Source organism: Kitasatospora sp. P5_F3, assembly GCF_054049135.1.
This window is the reverse complement of record NZ_JBFUMY010000010.1, coordinates 185,766-203,378: the sequence shown is the minus strand read 5'-3', so window position 1 is coordinate 203,378 and position 17,613 is coordinate 185,766. Positions and strand designations below refer to the sequence as shown.

Here is a 17,613-nt window from a genome sequence, read left to right as displayed (position 1 = left end):
CGTAAGAGACATGTTCAACATGTCTCGCATGGCGAGGCTGACGAGCTTCTGGCCCTTCTTTGGGCTGCTCTGAACTGCGCAAATACGCCCTGCGGCTAGGGGCGGCAGCTGTCCGAACTGGGTGGCTGTGAGCTGAGGCGGAGGACGCTGCAATCTCCGCAAAGGCCAGAGGAACGGGGGCTTCGGCTCCTACTGGCGAGGTGGCCCGGTGACCGCGAGCAACGGCCGGAGAGTGGGGGCGTGGCCCCCCTTGCAGTGTGAATCCGTTTGTCCGTGCCAACTGGAGGAGGTCCCGATGGGCCTGATGATCCGCGAGTCCCATAGGCCGCCTCACCGTGCCGTTTGCCGGTGAGGCTTCTCGACCAGCGTTCACGGTTCCCGGCGTGCACCGCTTCGGCGGCGGTACGTCGGGTCCCGCGGCTGCTCGTTGAGCGCCTGATCCACCCCGTCCCTTACGGCTGCGGCCCCGGTGCTGGAACACCGGAGCCGCTCAGGGCCGTGCCTACTTGGAAGGAACCACAACCCATGAGGAACATTGTCGCAGGCCAACGCGCCTACAGTCCGGATGAGTTCGCCGAGCTGGCGCTCGGCGTGGACGAGGAGCTGTTCGCCGGCGTGCCGGGCGAGTCCGCCGAGGAGCGGACGATTCGGCTGGAGGTGGCCGGCGCGGTGCTGGAGGACCTGCGCCGCGAGGACTTCGAGCTGGCCGCCTACGCGGAGCGCCTGCTGCGGACCGCAGCCGTCCCGCTGCTCCGCCGCCTGTCCACCACCCGACCGGTGGCCGCGCCCGCCACGTACGGCGAGGCGGCGTGATGGCCACTGGCACGGTTCAGGTGGACGAGTCACTGCGTCGGGTGCGCTTGGCGGCCGAGCGCAACGCCGCCGACGCCCAGCGGCATCAGCTCAAGTTGGCGGTGCTGCGCGACCGGGACCGCAACGCGCTCGGGTTGTCCACAGGTGGTGGACGGTGAACGCCCACCGAACCCACCCGGTGGACACCGGTGGTCGCTTGGACGGCACGGAGGTGCCCACCGAGGAGCAGGTACGGCGCACGTCGGCGGTCATCACGGCCGCCACGTGGGTGCTGACCGGAGCGGTGGTCGCGGCGAGCATGTTCACCGCAGCCCCCTTCGTGGACGCCCACTCCACCGGCTACGGCACCGGCCCGATCATGGTCATCGGCACGGACGGCTGCTTCATTCTCGCCCTCCAAGCGGACAGCGTCCTGGCCCGCTTCGGCGCGGACGGCGGATGGTGGACCCGGCTGTTCCGCTGGGCCACCGGCCTGTCCACGGTCTGGCTCAACATCGGCCACTCCATCCTGGTGAAAGACCTGGTCGGCGTGGCCGTGCACCTGATCCCGCCCCTGTTGCTGCTGCTGGTCGCCGAGGCCGGACCCGCCTACCGCAAGGCCCTGGTCCACCTCGCCCACCGCGCCCGGCAGCACCACCAGCCGCCGACCTTCCCCGAGCCCGAAGCGGCACCGTGGCCGCTGCACACCGCACCGACCGCCACTCCCGAGGCGGTCGAGCTGGTGCCCGCTGGCGCGCTTCCCGCGTCACTTCCGGCCGCCCCTGCGGTACTCGAAGCGGCTCCGGTGGACAGCATCACCGTCCACCCCGCGCCCACCGCCGCACAGTGGACACCCACCGCCCCCACCGAGACCAACCCGACTCCGGCCGAGAGCATCCCGGAGTCCGCCCCGGACGCTTCCGGGAACACGCTGCCGGACCCAGTGGACACCACGCCGTCCACTGAACCGGAGCCGGTGGCCGCTGAATCGGCCGAGCCGTCCACCGCCGTGGACGCCGCCACCGGTGAGCTGTCCACCGTGGACGGCGACGACGACAGCGAGGAGCCCGCGCCGGTTCGCCTGTCGGAGGAGGACGCCGCCGCCGAGATCGAGCGGTGCTGGCGCGAGCGCGTACCGCTGCGCGAGGCCGGCCGCCGTGCCACCCGCGCGCCGTCCTACGTCGGCCGCGTCTACCAGCGCCTCAACTCCGAGCACTCCCAAGCCGCCTGACCCAACTGGAGACAGCCGTGTCCCACTCCCGAGCGGCCCGCTTCGCCGCCGCCTACGCCCTGCTCCGCGCCTCCGCCGATCTGGCGGACCACTGGGTGCAGACCGACCACCAGGCCAGCAACAAGGGCCAGCACGACCACAACGACGGCCAGTCCAGCGCGGCCGGCCGCCGCGCCTGCGCCGCCCACGTCGTCACCTACACCGCCACCCAGGCCGCCGCTCTGCTGCTCGGCTCCCGCGTGCTCGGCGTCCGCCTGCGGCCCGGCCCGGTCGCCGTCGCCCTGGCCCTGTCGGCCGCCACGCACTACGCCGCCGACCGCCGCGAGCCGCTGCGGCGCCTGGCCGACGCCACCGGCAAAGCCAACTTCGTCCGCCTCACCGACTACGGCATGAATGGCGCCTACGCCCTCGACCAGGCGTTCCACCACACCTTCGAGACCGCCGCCGCCCTCATCGCATCCGCCTGACCGGACAGGAGATCACCGTCATGAGCGACTACAACGTCAACGGTGGCTACGGCCACGACCCCAAGCCCTCCCCGCCCCCGCCGCCGAGCGGCCCGTCCGACGGGAAGGGCCAGTGATGGGCATCCGCTCCTACCTCGGCATCGCCAGCAACTCCGGTGCTTCGCAGTCGGGTTCGACCACCACCCGCACCAGCGGCCAGTCCAACTCCGGCCCCTGGTTCAGCAGCGACGCGAACGTCACGCTGCCCGAACGCGAGGTCCACCCAGAGCCGGCCGCCACCGACAACCGGGGCCGCCGCCTGCTCAGCCCCAGGCCCGCGCCCGGCACCAGCCGCGACCGCCTCGGCCGCTAACCCCCACCCCAGCTCGGAACCGCGCCGCCACTTCCGTGCGCGATGCCCTGTCATGCCCATGTTCATAAGCCCGTGGCTGCCTGATCCCCCGGCCCAACCGGCCGGGGGTGAAGGGGAGTTCCGGGACCACCACGGCCCCCTCCCCCCGCGTGAAGGAGACCCGCAACCGTGAGCACCCTGCGCACCCGCACCGCCACCGCAGCCTTCGCCCTGACCGCCGCCATCGCCCTCGGCACCGCCGTCCCCGCCCAGGCCACCGCCCCGACCGCCCTGGCCCAGGGGGCGGCGTCCTCGGCGGTCGCCGACCTCCAGCGCCAGCTCAACGCCGAACTCACCCAGCTCACCCCGCTGACCGTCGACGGCCGCTTCGGGCCGCTGACCGCCGAGGCCGTCACCCTCTTCCAGACCTGCGCCGGGATCGAGATCGACGGCGTCGTCGGCCCCCAGACCCGCACCGCCCTCAAGACGACGGAGGGCGGATCGCACATCGACTCGCCCTGCCTGCGCGCCGCCAACTAGCCACCACACCAGCCGGATCGGCCCCGGGCGGCGACGCTGCCTGGGGCCCGGTCCCTTCGCTCCTTGGGGCCTTGAATGCGTGCTGTTGTGTCCGCGCTGGCGGCGCTGCCGCTGTGGGCGCTGTTCCTGATCCTCGCCACCGTCTACACCGTGCCGCTGCTGCTCGGCTGGGCCCGCTCCGCCTCATGCGGCCGGCCGATCGGTGGCGAGGCGCTCGCCGACCTGCTGTTCCCGGTGTTCGCCGCCGCCGGGGCGCTGATCGCCCTGTCCGCGCTCGGCGCCGTACTCGACCTCGCCAGCGCCGCCCTGCACGCCCTGGCCTGACACCCAACTCACCTGCTGGCCGCAGCCGAAAGGGCCGACCCGTGATCATCCGTGACCTGGTGGCCGCCGTCTGCGGCCTGCCCGCCTGGCCCCACCGCTTCTCCACCCAAGGACGGCGCCCGATCGCGGTGGCCGCCGACCTCGCCTCACTCGCCTGGGCCCTGCCCTGGTGGCCCGCCCGCGCCGCCGCCGCCTCGCTCTACCTGCTTGCCGCCGTGCGGCTGTGGCGCCTGGCCCGACGGGGATCCGCCCACACCCGCGCCGCTGCCGCCGACCTGGCCCGCCTCACCGCATCGCCTCTGCTGGGCCTGGCCGCCGTTCACGCCGGCCCCGCGCTGCTGCGGTTCCTGCTCACCCACTGACCTCGGAAGGGAGGCACCCGTGCTCGACCTGCTGTTCCTCGCCTTCTTCGCCACCAACGCGGCCACCAGCCTGTGGCTGCTGCTCGCGATAGGCACCCGCACCTACCTGTCCCCGCTCCGCCGAGCCCGCAAGGGGGCCGCAGATGCCTGACACCAGCGAGATCCCTCCCCGCCCCACCCACGCCCCCGACATGACAGCCCCGACCCCGCCCCAGAACCGGGACCTGGCGGCGGAGCGACTGGTGGAGGACTTCTGGACCCGCCCGCGTCCACCAGTCGTTGGCACGGCCGCCTTGAACGGGATCGCGGAGAACCTCGCCGCACTGACCGAGGAGAGCCGACAGGCCCGGCTGGACGCCGCGATCCCGCTCAAGGCCGACGACGCGGACCACCTGATCGACTGGCCCAAGGTCCGCCGCGCCGCCACCGCACTTCGCCGCGCCCTCCAGCTCTGGCCCAACACCGCCGCCGCCACGGTCGTCCTCGCGGGCCCGGCCTGGCTGTGGCGCTCGGTTGTCGCCGACGCGTCCGGCTCGTTCGCGCCGGCCGCCGACATCGCCGACCCCGGGCTGTGCCTCGGGCTGATGGCGCTGACTGGTGTTCTGATCGTCCGTCACTGGGTCCGCCGGCTCCCGCTGGGCCGCACGATCGCCCGCCTCGCCGCCTGGACCGTCGTCCTCGGCACGCTCACCCACCCGCCAGCCCTTGCCTGGGCCATCGCCCTGGCCACCGCCATCAGCACTGGCGCCCTTCGGTGACCACCCCGAACCCCGCCACCCGCACCGCCCTTGACCTGCTCAACTTCCCGATCGGAGACCCCCGGTGAACTCGCTCGCCTTCGACACCACCCACACCGTCACTCTCGCCGGGTCCGGGTTCGGGTTCCTGCTGTTCGTCTCCACCTTCGCGTTCCTCTACTTCCAGAACGGCCGCAAGTTCAAGGCCCTCAAGAAGAAGAAGTTCCTCGTCCCCTACCTGCTGGGCCTGCTCGTGATGGTGCTGGCGTCGTCCTGCGCGGGCGGCCTGCTCGCCCTGGTCTCCGGCTCCACCACCGCCTCCGGCAACAAGGCCGGTGACCTGGTCAGCCGGGGCATGGTCGGCGGAGGTGGCGCGGTGGATGTCGGCCAGCACACCCAGCTGACGTTCTCCGGGTCCTGGATCGCGCTGGCGATCCTCGTGATCTGCGGCCTGTTCCTGTACTTCGCCAAGAAGTGGGGCGAGCGCCTGCTCATGCTCTCCGGAGCGCTCACCGGCTCCACCTGGGGCCTGACCATCTCCCTCGGCGGCGCCGCCGCCTGGTCCGCCATCCCGCTGGCCAACTGGCTCGGCCACCTCCTCATCGGCTAACCGCGTCACACCCCCACCCAGACCAACGCGCCACAGGAGGAAGCGAGTTGAGTACCGAGACTGACCCATCCGCCGTCGCTGCCGAGGCAGCCAGCGCCGAGTCCGCCAAGGACGCCGTGCCCAACCGGGCCACCCGGTGGGCCGGTTCGCAGGCTCGCCGCACCGGCGACGGCGCCCGCCACCTCGGCGCCTGGCTCGGCCACTGGGCCTCCACCGCCGACCAGTCCGGCGACGAGATCCGCCGCCGCATCATCGCCGACCAGCTCGAAGCCCACAACGACCGACGCACCGACGCCGAAGACGCTCTCATCGCCGAGGTCAAGAAGATCGTGCGGCTGGAAGAGGAAGCCTCCGACGGGGGTCTCACCCAGGCACAGCGCGGTGACCTCACCTTCCGACGGGAGGCGGCGCGGCGCCTGGAGAAGTCCTTGAACGAGCTGCGCAAAGACAACTTCCGTCCGGTGCAGCCCACCGAGCGGCAGATCGCCCGGGCCCGCTCGCTGGGCCGCCTGCGGCGCGGCGCCGCCCTGCTCGGCGCCGCCACCGCAACCGTGATGCTGGCCGTCAACCAACCGGCCCTCGCACTGCTCGGCGGGCTCGCCGCCACCGGCCTGGCCTGGTGGACCGGCACTCACCCGCCCCGCCTCACCCACCGCCCGATACCGGAGGACCTGCTGCTGCCCGAACTCGCCCCGCCCGCCAAACTATTCAGCCCCGAGGCCCCGCCCGCCGACGCCACCAGCAGCGAGGAGCTGTTCCCCGGCGACACCGGCAAGCCGTTCCCTGTCCGCGACGTCACCGATCCGGCACTGGCCGCCGCCGGCATCCTGCGGGCGCTGGCTGCCGAGGGCCTGGCGGTCGGGTCGGTCACCGGCGTCACCAAGGAACGGTGGGGCTGGCGGGCGGAAGCCCGCCTCACCAAGGGCAAGCCCGCCGACCTGGTGGCCAAGCTGGCCAACCTGGACGTGCTGCTCGGCGTCCGCCAAGGCGGAGTGATGGCGCAGCCGCAGAAGAGCGCCGCCGCCTCGGTGGTACTGCGGATCGTCACCTCGGACGCCTTCGACCCGATGCCTCCCCACCCCGCCTACCCGCCCCGCTCAAACAGCATCAAGAACCCCATGGTCCTCGGACCGTCCATGGACGCCACCCCCACCGAGGTCACCCTCGCTGGGCAGAACGTGCTGCTGATCGCCTCTCCGGGTGGTGGCAAGTCGGCAGTGATCCGGAGCCTGGTGGACTACATCACCAGCTGCACGGACGCCATCGCCTGGGACATCGACCCGACCGGCCGCGGCTTCGGCCCTCTGCGGCGCCTGGCGGCCCGGAAGGCCTACACGCCGGAGGACATCGACGACGCGCTGGACGACGCGATCGCCTTCGCCAAGGCACGGGCCCAGGTGATGGACGACGACGTCGACAACTGGCAGGTCACCGACGAGTCGCCCGCCGGGTTCGTGTTCGTGGACGAGCACCCGCAGTTGACGCCCAAGCAGAAAGCGAAGGTCATCGACCTGATGCGGATCGGCCGAAAGGCCCGCTTCACCGTCGTCCTCGCCTCCCAGGACGCCACCGCCGACGTGGTGGGCGACGCCGTCGCCGACGTGTTCGGCATCCGCATCATGCTGCCGTGCCGCAAGGCGGACGTGCCATTGGTCGTCGGCTCCGACACCGCGATCTCCGAGGGCTGGATGCCGCACCGCCTCACCCCGTCCCCGGGTGACTGGGACCTCGCCGACGCCGGCTGCTTCTACATCATCGCGCCCGGCCTGGCCGACCCGATCCTGCGCAAAGCCACCTTCCTGGACGCCGTCGGAGCCAAGCAGCGGGCGGTGGAACGGCTCGCCGCCGGCCTGCCCGCCCTCGACCCGGCCACGACCAGGGGCAGCACCGGCCCCCGGCCCGAAGCCCCGGCCGTCCTGGCCCTCCTGCGCGACGCCTTTACCACCGAGAACGCCGCATGCCTCACCCTCGACCAGCTCCACGCGTACCTGGTGCGGGCCGACCCCCAACGGTGGGGGCGATGGGACGTCCGGACCGAGCAGGACCGGTTGCGGGAAGTCGGCAAGGCCCTCAGTGCCGAGCTTCGCCGAGCCGACATCGACCTGTCCACGGTCCGCCTGGACGAGCTCGACGGCAGCCCCCGGGGCATTCGCCGCGACGACCTCCACAGTGCACTCCGTCACTACGCGTGATTGACACGCGATCGGCGGCTGATCGGCGATCCATCGGCGGGCGATCGGTTTCCGATCGGCAGCGGACCGTACCGCAGCCGATCAGAAACCGATCAGCCGCCGATCAGAGAACCGATCGTGACCTGCGGAATCCAATCCAGCCGATCAGATCTGAACACCCCCCACGATCGAGCCCCGGACGGCCCCACGGCGGCCCTGGCCCGTTGCCAGTCCGGCAGCGGGCCGACCATCGAGCATTCCTGACGCTCAGTTACCACCGAGCGCCGCTGTATCCGAGCTGTTCGACCGGCCGCGCTACCCAGCAACCGCTTAGAAGGCGGTTGGTGGGTGGTGCGGGGGACGGGCAGACCCGCTCCCGGACCACCGCACGCCCCACCTTCTTGGAGGCTCCCGTGTCCGTTGGAGACACCCCCATCACCGTCGTCGGCAACCTGACCGACGACCCCGAACTGCGGTTCACCCCGGCCGGGGTGGCGATGGCCCGCTTCACCGTCGCCTCCACCCCGCGCTCCTACGACAAGACCACCAACCAGTGGAAGGACGGCACCGCGCTGTTCCTGCGGGTCACCGCCTGGCGCGAGATCGCCACCAACGCCGCCGAGTCCCTCACCAAGGGCATGCGCGTCGTCGCCACCGGCCGCCTGGTGCAGCACAACTGGCAGACCCCTGAGGGCGAGAACCGCTCCATGCTCGGCCTGGACCTGGACGACATCGGCCCCAGCCTGCGGTTCGCGACCGCCACGGTCACCAAAGCCCAGCGCACCCAGACCAGTTCGACTCAAGGCCCGACCGCCGATCAGTGGTCGGCCAGCACGCCGGCCTCGGTCGGCGCCGGTGGCCAGTGGCCCGGCGACACCGCGGAGCCCCCGTTCTAACCCCGGGCCGGACAGCACGAAGCCCCGCAGCAGCCGCCTGATCTTGGCAGAGAGCCGGCCACTGCGGGGCCCATCAATCCCGTACGAGACGAGACCAGAGGTCCAGCATGCCCCAGAACACCAGCTTCGACGAGCACACCATCGCCTACACGGACGACGTGTACGACCGGGAGCGCGCCTCCGACGGCCACTCCCGTTACGGCGCCTACCTCGCCGACCGCGCCGAGCAGTTCGGCGGCCCCCGCGACCCGCTCACCCCGGTCGAGTTCGCCATGACCGCCTGGCACATCGCCACCAGCCCCGTCATGAGCCCCGGCTACGTCCTCATCCGCCCCGACCTCGCCACCCTGACCACCGACCGGGACGAGGAAGGCAACCTCCACCTGCGCGCCGAACTCCCCATCACCCACCGGGCCCTGGCCGTGCGGCCCGCCACCCGCATGGACGACTGGGACACCTACCGCGACGCCTGGAACCCCAGCCCCTGGCAGGCGCGCGTCCAGCCGGAGACCGTCACCCACCCGGCCCTGCTGACCACCGCCGTCTTCCTCATCCCGGTGCCGCTCCACCTGCTGACCGCGCCCGCCGGCGGCTACCACGGCCGCAGCACCACCCAGGAAGCCAAGCGCACCGTCCAGGCCCTGGCCCAGCACGCCAACCAGCACGCCCACCTGCTCGGGGCACTGCGGTGACCGCCCCGCCCATGACCGCCGCCGGTCTCTGGCAGGGCGTCATGGAGGCGCATGGGTACCGCTGCTGGTGCACCGGGCAGTGCGGCAAGAAGCACAAGGCCGACGACGGAGGCATCCGCTGCCAGCGCGAGGACGGCGGCCACGGGCACCGGCACGGTGGCGGCACCATCCGCCTCATCGCCGCCCCCATCCACCCGGCGGACCTGCTCTTGCCCGCCCACCGCGCTCCCGGCCGGCGCGCTCGCCGCTTGGTGCCCCGCCTGCCACCACGGCGCCCTCGCCGCCGCCCGCAAGCAGCACCACGCCACCGTCCAGGCCACCGCGCCGGACGCCTTGTTCACCCTCTGACCCACCACCACCGCGCCCGCCCCTTAGCCACTGGGCGGGCGCGGTGCTTCCCGAAAGGGCCCTGATGACCACACGCTCGAACCCGCTGCTGGAGAGCGCGCTCGCGCTCGCCGCCTGCGGCTTCCACGTCTTCCCCCTCGCCCCCGGCACCAAGCGCCCCGCCCTCCACGGCGAAGCCCGCTGCCCCCGCACCGGCATCTGCGCCGACGGCCACCAAGGCTGGGAGCAGCGCGCCACCACGGCGCCGGAGAACATCCGACAGGCGTGGGAGCAGGCCCCGTACAACATCGGCCTGGCCACCGGCCCCTCCCGCCTGGTTGTCATCGACCTGGATGTCCCCAAGAGCCCCGATGACACCGCGCCGCTGGAGGTCGCCGAGCTGGGCATCACCGACGGCCGGGCCATGCTCGACCACCTGGCACGCCGTCACCAGCAGCAGATGCCGGAGACGTTCACCGTCCGGACGTGGAGCGGGGGTTGGCAGCTCTACTTCACCGCCCTAGACGGAATGCTGCTGCGGAACACGGCCGGCCGCCTCGGGTGGAAGATCGACACCCGCGCGGGCGGTGGCTACGTCGTCGCCCCCGACAGCACCGTCAACGGCCGCCCCTACACCGTGGAATGCGGCACGGACCCGGTCCCGCTTCCGCGCTGGCTCGCCGACCTGCTGGTCGAGCCGGAGCCCGCCCCCCGGCGCGCCTGGATCCCGGCGCCGACGACGGGCGACCGGGCCGGTGCGTACGTGGTCGCCGCCCTGGTCAACGAGACCAGCGCCGTTGCCAGCGCCCCCGAGGGCCAGCGCAACGCCACCCTGCTGCGAGCCGCCCGCGCCCTGGGACGGTTCGTCGCCAGCGGCCAGCTCGACCGCGTTGACGTCGAAGACGCTCTTAGGGGCGCCGGCGCGGCAGCCGGCCTCCAGTCCCGCTACGTCGACGGCGTGGTCACCAGCGCCCTGAACTGGTCCATCCGCAACAACCCCGGCGCCGCAGCATGACCAACCAGCCCACCCACACCGCCCCTAAGAGCAAGCCCCAGAGCAACGGCGGACCGGCAGCCGAGAGCGGCGCGCTGCTGCTGGACGCGGTGGAAGCCCACCACCGGCGCTTCAACGTGTTCCCCAGCGAACACGCCTACGTCGCCGTGGTCCTCTGGGACGCGCACACGCACCTGCTGGACTGCTTCGGAGCCACGCCGCGCCTGCCGTTCCTGTCCCCGGAACCCGGCAGCGGCAAGACCCGCGCGCTGGAGGTCATCGAGACGCTGGTCCCCCGGCCGATGGTCACCACCGACGCCAGCCACGCCGCCCTGTTCCGCACCGTGGCCGACCCCGACGGCCGGCCGACCATCCTCTTCGACGAGGTCGACGCCATCTTCGGCCCCAAGGCCAACGGCAACGAGGAACTTCGCAGCCTCATCAACGCCGGATACCGGCGCACCGGCGGCATCCACCGGTGCGTGGGCGACGGTTCCAACCAGCAGGTCACCAAGTTCCCCGTCTACGCCGCCCTCGCGATGGGCGGCCTCGGGGACCTGCCTGACACGATCATGAGCCGTTCCATCGTCATCCGGATGCGCCGCCGCGCACCCAACGAGAAGGTCGAGCCGTTCCGCGAGCGGATCCACATCCCCCAGGGGAACGTGCTGCGCGACCGGCTCGCCGCCTGGGCCGACAGCATCCGCGAGCAGATCACCGACGCCTTCCCCGAGCTGCCGGAGGGCATCGACGACCGGCCCGCCGACGTCTGGGAGCCCCTGCTCGCCGTCGCCGACGCCGCCGGAGGCGACTGGCCAGCGCGGGGCCGAGCCGCCTGCCTTCACCTGGTCCACGCCGCCAAGGCCAACGACAAGGGCTCCGTCGGCATCCGCCTGCTCACAGACCTGCGCGAAGTCTTCGACGGCGCCGAGCGCATGCTCAGCGCCGAACTCGTCAGCCAGCTCACCGCGATGGACGACGCCCCCTGGGCCGACCTCGACGGCAAGCCCCTCACCACCCGGGCCCTGTCCAAGATGCTCGGCGACTACGTCACCGCCGACAACCAGCCCATCAAGCCCCGCAACATCAAGACCGGCAAGAGCGTCGCCAAGGGCTACTACGCCACCGACCTCGCCGACGCCTGGCTGCGCTACTGCCCGCCTCGCTCCCAGGAATCCGCTACCTCCGCTACCTCCGCTACCTCGCAGGTCAGAGCCCTGTTTCCGGTAGCGGATAAGCCGCAGGTAGCGGATAGCCATCCGCTACCCACCCCCGAACTCGCCACTGCGAGCACCGGCACCCCGTAGCCGGACCCGGCCGCCACCGCCCACCGGCGGTGGCGGCACCTATCCGCTACCGCTACCCAATCCGCTACCACGATCATGCCCCTGACCTGCGCGGTAGCGGAGGTAGCGGCGGTAGCGGATCTGGGAGAAGGGAGCGGGTCACCGCCCCCTTCGTATCGAGGAGATGCCCAAGAATGGCAACCCGTCGAACATCCTTCCTTGACGCGCGTCCAGCCGACCGCGGTGACAGGAACGTCCAAGTCCGCCCTCTCCCCAATGCGTACCTCGAACCTGAGGACATCGCCCGGATCTTCGGCGTCCCCCTGGAAACCATCTACCAGTGGCGTCGCAAGCGCACCGGTCCGCCCGGCTTCCGCGTCGGCCGGCACCTGCGCTACGACCCCAGCGAGGTCGCTCAATGGGTGGCCGACCAGAACCGAGAGGTGGCCTGACCCTTGGCCGGACACATCCAGGACCGGTGGTTCAAGACCGAGACCGGCCCCGACGGCAAGCCACATCGAGTGAAGAGCAGTCGGCACGGATCTGGCTCCCGCTACCGGGCCCGGTACATCGGCCCGGACGGCAAGGAAAAGAGCCAGTCGTTCCCCGATCGTCAGAAGCGCAAGGCGGAAGAGTGGTTGGCCAACATTGAGGCCGACATGTCGCGCGGGCAGTACATCAACCCGCAGGAAGCTCGGGTGACGTTCCGTCAGTTCGCAGAACGGTGGCTGGAGTCGCAGACCACCGATCTGAATACTCGCTCCTCAGTCGAGGCGCAGATCCGCCGGCACGCGATCCCGTACCTCGGTATCCGCCCGATGGACTCCTTCCAGCCGTCGCACATTCGAGAGTGGCTGAGCGAGTTGGAGAAGGCGATTCCGGCGTCCTCGTATCGCCGGGTCATCTTCGGGAACGTGTCCTCGATCTTCATGGCCGCGATGGAGGACCGGCTCCGGACAACGAACCCATGCCGCTCCCGTGCCGTGACTCCGCCCGGACGGGCCCCTGGGAGGGTCCGCCCGTGGACGGCGGACCGGGTCGAGGCTGTGCGGGCCGGGCTGCCGGCCCGCTACCGGGCGATGGTGGATGCGGCCGGTGCCTGCGGTCTGCGGCAGGGCGAAGTGTTCGGTCTCCCCGTTGATGAGATCCGCTCCGACACTGGATGGCTGCACGTGGGCTACCAGGTCAAGGACATCGGTGGGCGGCTGGTGTTCGCGCCGCCGAAGCGCGGGAAGGTCCGCGATGTACCGCTGCCGGAACGGGTGGCCGACATCTTCGCGGCTCACCTGGAGGCGTTCCCCCCGGAGCAGGTGACCCTGCCCTGGCTGACACCCGACGGCCCCTTGGTCACCAAGCAGCTGCTGTTCTCGCGCGAGCAGGGCGGCCCGGTCCGGCGGAGCGACTTCAACACCTACGCCTGGAAGCCCGCACTCGTCAGCGCGGGTGTGATCCCTCCCCCGGTGAAGTGGGCACGTTTCCAGTCCGCTCGGGAGGACGGGATGCATGCCCTGCGGCACTTCTACGCCTCGGTTTTGCTCGACGCCGGCGAGAGCGTCAAGGCGCTCAGCGGGTATCTCGGGCACACCGACCCGGGGTTCACGCTCCGGGTCTACACGCACCTGATGCCGAGCAGCGACGGGCGGACCCGGCGGGCCGTGGATGCGCTCTACGACGCCCTCGGGTGGGCTCCCGCTTCACGGCCTCACGGCCCAGAGACGGCCCAGGAGTGACATAAGCACCGAAAACGCCCCACGGGCCGACGGAATCCATCCGCCGGCCCGTGGGGCTTCATGCGTTACAGACCTGCTCTGACCTGCGGTTACAGCACCTGGAGGTTCTTCCGCAGCTCGAACGGCGTGACCTCCGAGCGGTACTCCTCCCACTCCTGGCGCTTGTTGCGCAGGAAGAAGTCGAAGACGTGCTCGCCCAGCGTCTCCGCGACGAGTTCGCTGCGCTGCATCAGGTCGATGGCCTCGCCGAGGTTCTGCGGCATCGGCTGGATCCCCATCGCCCGACGCTCCGCGTCGGAGAGTGCCCAGACGTCGTCGTCGGCGCCCGGGGGGAGCTCGTAGCCCTCCTCGATGCCCTTCAGGCCGGCCGCCAGGGTGACCGCGTACGCGAGGTACGGGTTGCAGCCGGTGTCCAGGGAGCGGACCTCGACGCGGGTGGAGCCCTGCTTGCCGGGCTTGTACATCGGGACCCGGATCAGGGCGGAGCGGTTGTTGTGGCCCCAGCAGATGTACGACGGGGCCTCGCCACCCGCACCGGCCGTCCGCTGCGAGCCGCCCCAGATCCGCTTGTAGGAGTTGACCCACTGGTTGGTGACGGCGGCGGTCTCGGCGGCGTGCCGGAGCAGGCCGGCGATGAACGAGCGGCCGACCTTGGAGAGTTGGTACTCGGCACCGGACTCGTGGAAGGCGTTGCGGTCGCCCTCGAACAGCGAGAGGTGGGTGTGCATGCCCGAGCCCGGGTGGTCGGAGAACGGCTTCGGCATGAAGGTGGCGTGCACGCCCTGCTCCAGCGCGACCTCCTTCATGACCAGACGGAACGTCATGATGTTGTCGGCGGTGGAGAGTGCGTCGGCGTAGCGGAGGTCGATCTCCTGCTGGCCGGGGGCGCCCTCGTGGTGGGAGAACTCCACCGAGATGCCCATCGACTCCAGCATGGTGATGGCCTGGCGCCGGAAGTCGTGGCCGACCCCGCGCGGGGTGTGGTCGAAGTAGCCGGACTGGTCGGCGGGGATCGGCGGGGTGCCGTCACCGGGGAGGTTCTTCAGCAGGAAGAACTCGATCTCCGGGTGGGTGTAGAACGTGAAGCCGAGCGCGGACGCCTTCTCCAGGGTGCGCTTGAGCACGAACCGGGGGTCGGCGTACGAGGGCGAGCCGTCGGGCATCAGGATGTCGCAGAACATCCGGGCGGTGCCGGGGGTCTCCGAACGCCAGGGCAGGATCTGGAAAGTGGTCGGATCCGGCTTGGCGATCATGTCGGACTCGTAGACCCGGGCGAAGCCCTCGATCGCGGAGCCGTCGAAGCCGATCCCCTCCTCGAACGCCTGCTCCAGCTCGGCCGGAGCGACGGCGACCGACTTGAGGAACCCGAGCACGTCGGTGAACCACAGCCGGACGAAACGGATGTCACGCTCCTCGAGCGTACGAAGCACGAACTCCTGCTGCTTGCCCATGGGGACAGTCTCACCTCTGCTCTTTACGTTCGTGTTACGTCCCGAGGCGCGCCCGAAGGGACCTGGTGACAACTGCCCCCATCATGTCGGATCTTCGTCCGGAGTCCACCCCCGGGCGACCCTCAGCCGACCGGGTCGGCCGGTTCGAACGGATTGAGCACAGGCACTCCGGTGCGAGCCACGTCCTTCACGTTGCGGGTCACAAAGGTGAGCCCGTGCACCTGCGCGGTGGCCGCGAGCAGCCCGTCGATCACCGGCAGCGGGTCGGAGACAGTGAGCCGCCCCCACGTCTCGGCGATCTCGGCGGTGACCGGCAGAATCCGGTCCGCGTAGCTGTGCCGAACGGTCGAGAGCCACTCCGCGAGCCGGTCCGCCTGAGCGGTGTCCCTTCGGCGGAGCGCCTCGACTCCCTGGCGGATCTCGCCGATCACCAAGGCGCTGGTGAACAGTGGGGTGGCCTTGGCTGCCCAGGACAGCACCGCCGGATCGGGGTTCCGCCTGCGCAGCTCGGACAGCACATTGGTGTCGAGCAGATAGCCCATCAGTCCTCCCAGAGTTCGACCGGGCGGGGCATCCCACGGTTCGTCACGATCGCGTCGATCTCGGCGATGGCCGCGTCGTCGAGGTGGGGCTCGGCCCTGCGCAGCAGGAACTCCTCGAAGGAGAGATCCTCTCCGCGCAGCCGCCGGTACTCCCTTATGTCGATGACCACCGCGACCTCGTCACCGTGCCTGGTCACCACCTGCGGCCCTTCCGCCTCCGCCAATCGGAGCACCTCGCTGAACTTCTGCTTGGCCTCCTGCACCTGCCATCTCATCCCAATACCTCCGTCTAGTCTGTCCAGACTGCGCTCTCAGGCTACGCCCGTGCAGACATAGCGTCAGTTAGACGATTACACTCGGAGCCATGCCCAATCTCCGTCTCGCCCTGAGTCAGACCGACCCCTGGGTCGGTGACATCGCGCGCAACTGCGATGAGGTGGTGCGCTGGACCAGGCAGGCCGCCGAAGCCGGTGCCCAGCTGGTCGCCTTTCCCGAGATGGCCCTGACCGGGTATCCGGTCGAGGACCTCGCGCTGCGGGGTTCGTTCGTGGAGGCGTCCCGGTCGGCGCTGGTGGAGTTGGCGGTGCGGCTGGCGGCCGAGGGCCTGGGCGAGCTGCCGGTGCTGGTCGGCTATCTGGGGCGGTCGGAGCAGGCGAGACCGAACCGGCCGGCCGGTTCGCCGCAGAACTGCGCTGCAGTGCTGCACCGGGGCGAGGTGGTGAACCGGTTCGCCAAGCACTACCTGCCCAACTACGGCGTCTTCGACGAGCACCGCTACTTCGTGCCGGGCGACCAGCTCTCGGTGCTGCGGCTGCACGGCGTGGACGTGGCGCTGGCGATCTGCGAGGACATCTGGCAGGACGGCGGCCGGGTGAGCGCGGCCCGCGAGGCGGGGGCCGGGCTGCTGCTGGTGATCAACGGTTCGCCGTACGAGCGGAACAAGGACGACGCCCGGCTGGAGCTGGTGCAGCGGCGGGCGGCCGAGGCGGGCTGCCCGCTGGCGTACCTCAACATGGTCGGCGGGCAGGACGAGCTGGTCTTCGACGGCGACTCGCTGGTGGTGAGTGCCGAGGGCGAGGTGATCGCGCGGGCGCCGCAGTTCGAGGAGACGTTGCTGCTGGTGGACCTGGAGTTGCCGGCCGCGCCCGCCAACCACACCGACGGGCTACTGCTGGTGGACGGACTCCGACTGGTCCGCACCGAGCTCGGCGGCGGGCCTGAAGGCGAGCCCGGAAACGGCAAGCAGTCCACGTACGAGCCGCAGCCCCGGCTGAGCGACGAGGCGGAGATCTACGGCGCGCTGGTCGAGGGCACCCGGGCGTACGTCCGCAAGAACGGCTTCGGCTCGGTGCTGATCGGCCTGTCCGGCGGCATCGACTCGGCACTCGTGGCGGCCATCGCGGTGGACGCGATCGGGGCGGCGAACGTGCACTGCGTCTCGATGCCGAGCCGGTACTCCTCCCAGCACTCCCGGGACGACGCGGCCGAGCTGGCCGAGCGGACCGGCCTCAACTTCCGTACGGTGTCGATCGCCCCGATGTTCGACGCGTACATGGAGGCGCTCGGGCTGACCGGGCTGGCGGAGGAGAATCTGCAGTCCCGGCTGCGCGGCACGCTGCTGATGGCGATCTCCAACCAGGAGGGGCACCTGGTGCTCGCGCCGGGCAACAAGAGCGAGCTGGCGGTGGGTTACTCGACCCTGTACGGCGACTCGGTGGGTGCGTACGGGCCTATCAAGGACGTCTACAAGTCGCTGATCTTCCGGCTCTCGAGGTGGCGCAACGAGGTGGCCGAGGAGCGCGGCGAGGTGCCGCCGATCCCGGCTAACACCATCAACAAGCCGCCGTCGGCCGAGCTGAGGCCGGATCAGGTGGACACCGACTCGCTGCCGGACTACGACCTGCTGGACACCGTGCTCGACCTCTACGTCGAGGGCGACCAGGGCCGGGACGCGATCGTGGCGCGGGGCTTCGACCCGGCCGTGGTGGACCGGATCGTCCGGCTGGTGGACACCGCCGAGTACAAGCGGCGGCAGTACCCGCCGGGCCCGAAGATCTCCCGCAAGGGCTTCGGCCGGGACCGCCGCCTCCCCATCACCAACCGCTGGCGCCAGGGCTGACGGTCACTCAA

General features: G+C 70.9%; 22 protein-coding genes. 19 read left to right on the top strand and 3 right to left on the bottom strand.

The genetic code is table 11. The features are described from left to right. Positions 1–525 precede the first annotated feature (525 nt). From ACXJMZ_RS09090 to ACXJMZ_RS09005, 18 genes are all read left to right on the top strand, one after another. Positions 526–813, top strand: a complete 288-nt coding sequence (locus ACXJMZ_RS09090) for a hypothetical protein (RefSeq protein WP_457029462.1) — start codon at positions 526–528, stop codon at positions 811–813. Further along, positions 813–971 (top strand): hypothetical protein, encoded by a 159-nt coding sequence (locus ACXJMZ_RS09085; RefSeq protein ID WP_457029461.1) that lies wholly within the window; start codon positions 813–815, stop codon positions 969–971. Before ACXJMZ_RS09090 ends, ACXJMZ_RS09085 begins: the two co-directional genes overlap by 1 nt. Continuing rightward, positions 968–2,023, top strand: coding sequence for a hypothetical protein (locus ACXJMZ_RS09080; RefSeq protein ID WP_457029460.1), 1,056 nt, complete (start codon positions 968–970; stop codon positions 2,021–2,023). The genes ACXJMZ_RS09085 and ACXJMZ_RS09080 overlap by 4 nt, the downstream gene beginning before the upstream one ends. Before the next feature lie 17 nt (positions 2,024–2,040). After that, on the top strand, positions 2,041–2,490 hold the full coding sequence (locus ACXJMZ_RS09075; protein WP_457029459.1) for a hypothetical protein: 450 nt from the start codon (positions 2,041–2,043) through the stop codon (positions 2,488–2,490). A 115-nt stretch (positions 2,491–2,605) separates the two neighbouring features. Then, on the top strand, positions 2,606–2,842 hold the full coding sequence (locus ACXJMZ_RS09070; RefSeq protein WP_457029458.1) for a hypothetical protein: 237 nt from the start codon (positions 2,606–2,608) through the stop codon (positions 2,840–2,842). 168 nt (positions 2,843–3,010) lie between these two features. Then, positions 3,011–3,361 (top strand): peptidoglycan-binding domain-containing protein, encoded by a 351-nt coding sequence (locus ACXJMZ_RS09065; protein WP_457029457.1) that lies wholly within the window; start codon positions 3,011–3,013, stop codon positions 3,359–3,361. Positions 3,362–3,436: 75 nt separating this feature from the next. Further along, complete coding sequence (locus tag ACXJMZ_RS09060) at positions 3,437–3,685, top strand: hypothetical protein (RefSeq protein WP_457029456.1); 249 nt, start codon at positions 3,437–3,439, stop codon at positions 3,683–3,685. Positions 3,686–3,726: 41 nt separating this feature from the next. Next, positions 3,727–4,047 (top strand): hypothetical protein, encoded by a 321-nt coding sequence (locus ACXJMZ_RS09055; protein ID WP_457029455.1) that lies wholly within the window; start codon positions 3,727–3,729, stop codon positions 4,045–4,047. A gap of 19 nt (positions 4,048–4,066) precedes the next feature. After that, positions 4,067–4,198 carry a hypothetical protein gene (locus ACXJMZ_RS09050; RefSeq protein ID WP_457029454.1) on the top strand — a complete coding sequence of 44 codons (132 nt, stop codon included), beginning with the start codon at positions 4,067–4,069 and terminating at the stop codon, positions 4,196–4,198. Then, positions 4,191–4,805: a hypothetical protein gene (locus ACXJMZ_RS09045; RefSeq protein WP_457029453.1), complete on the top strand. Its 615-nt coding sequence runs from the start codon at positions 4,191–4,193 to the stop codon at positions 4,803–4,805. The genes ACXJMZ_RS09050 and ACXJMZ_RS09045 overlap by 8 nt, the downstream gene beginning before the upstream one ends. Before the next feature lie 64 nt (positions 4,806–4,869). Next, the gene (locus ACXJMZ_RS09040) at positions 4,870–5,394 is read left to right on the top strand and encodes a hypothetical protein (RefSeq protein WP_457029452.1); all 525 of its coding nucleotides are present in this window, start codon (positions 4,870–4,872) and stop codon (positions 5,392–5,394) included. 47 nt (positions 5,395–5,441) lie between these two features. Beyond that, positions 5,442–7,586 carry a hypothetical protein gene (locus tag ACXJMZ_RS09035; RefSeq protein ID WP_457029451.1) on the top strand — a complete coding sequence of 715 codons (2,145 nt, stop codon included), beginning with the start codon at positions 5,442–5,444 and terminating at the stop codon, positions 7,584–7,586. Positions 7,587–7,978: 392 nt separating this feature from the next. Then, a complete protein-coding gene (locus tag ACXJMZ_RS09030) occupies positions 7,979–8,461 on the top strand; it encodes a single-stranded DNA-binding protein (RefSeq protein WP_457029450.1) in 483 nt (160 codons plus the stop codon). Positions 8,462–8,568: 107 nt separating this feature from the next. Next, complete coding sequence (locus tag ACXJMZ_RS09025; protein WP_457029449.1) at positions 8,569–9,153, top strand: hypothetical protein; 585 nt, start codon at positions 8,569–8,571, stop codon at positions 9,151–9,153. Positions 9,154–9,565: 412 nt separating this feature from the next. Next, a complete protein-coding gene (locus ACXJMZ_RS09020) occupies positions 9,566–10,495 on the top strand; it encodes a bifunctional DNA primase/polymerase (protein WP_457029448.1) in 930 nt (309 codons plus the stop codon). Then, on the top strand, positions 10,492–11,781 hold the full coding sequence (locus tag ACXJMZ_RS09015; RefSeq protein ID WP_457029447.1) for a DUF3631 domain-containing protein: 1,290 nt from the start codon (positions 10,492–10,494) through the stop codon (positions 11,779–11,781). Before ACXJMZ_RS09020 ends, ACXJMZ_RS09015 begins: the two co-directional genes overlap by 4 nt. Before the next feature lie 173 nt (positions 11,782–11,954). Then, positions 11,955–12,212 (top strand): helix-turn-helix domain-containing protein, encoded by a 258-nt coding sequence (locus ACXJMZ_RS09010; protein WP_457029446.1) that lies wholly within the window; start codon positions 11,955–11,957, stop codon positions 12,210–12,212. Positions 12,213–12,215: 3 nt separating this feature from the next. Beyond that, positions 12,216–13,490: a tyrosine-type recombinase/integrase gene (locus ACXJMZ_RS09005; RefSeq protein ID WP_457029445.1), complete on the top strand. Its 1,275-nt coding sequence runs from the start codon at positions 12,216–12,218 to the stop codon at positions 13,488–13,490. Between the two features lie 89 nt (positions 13,491–13,579). On the opposite strand, the gene glnA is transcribed toward ACXJMZ_RS09005, so the two are convergent. From glnA to ACXJMZ_RS08990, 3 genes are all read right to left on the bottom strand, one after another. Beyond that, on the bottom strand, positions 13,580–14,941 hold the full coding sequence (gene glnA / locus ACXJMZ_RS09000; RefSeq protein WP_057239125.1) for a type I glutamate--ammonia ligase: 1,362 nt from the start codon (positions 14,939–14,941) through the stop codon (positions 13,580–13,582). Between the two features lie 122 nt (positions 14,942–15,063). Continuing rightward, positions 15,064–15,483, bottom strand: a complete 420-nt coding sequence (locus ACXJMZ_RS08995; protein ID WP_457029444.1) for a PIN domain-containing protein — start codon at positions 15,481–15,483, stop codon at positions 15,064–15,066. Then, positions 15,483–15,758 (bottom strand): type II toxin-antitoxin system Phd/YefM family antitoxin, encoded by a 276-nt coding sequence (locus ACXJMZ_RS08990; RefSeq protein WP_457029443.1) that lies wholly within the window; start codon positions 15,756–15,758, stop codon positions 15,483–15,485. The genes ACXJMZ_RS08995 and ACXJMZ_RS08990 overlap by 1 nt, the downstream gene beginning before the upstream one ends. An 89-nt stretch (positions 15,759–15,847) precedes the next feature. Between ACXJMZ_RS08990 and ACXJMZ_RS08985 the strand changes: the two genes are divergently transcribed. Next, a complete protein-coding gene (locus tag ACXJMZ_RS08985; protein WP_457029442.1) occupies positions 15,848–17,602 on the top strand; it encodes an NAD+ synthase in 1,755 nt (584 codons plus the stop codon). Positions 17,603–17,613: the final 11 nt, after the last annotated feature.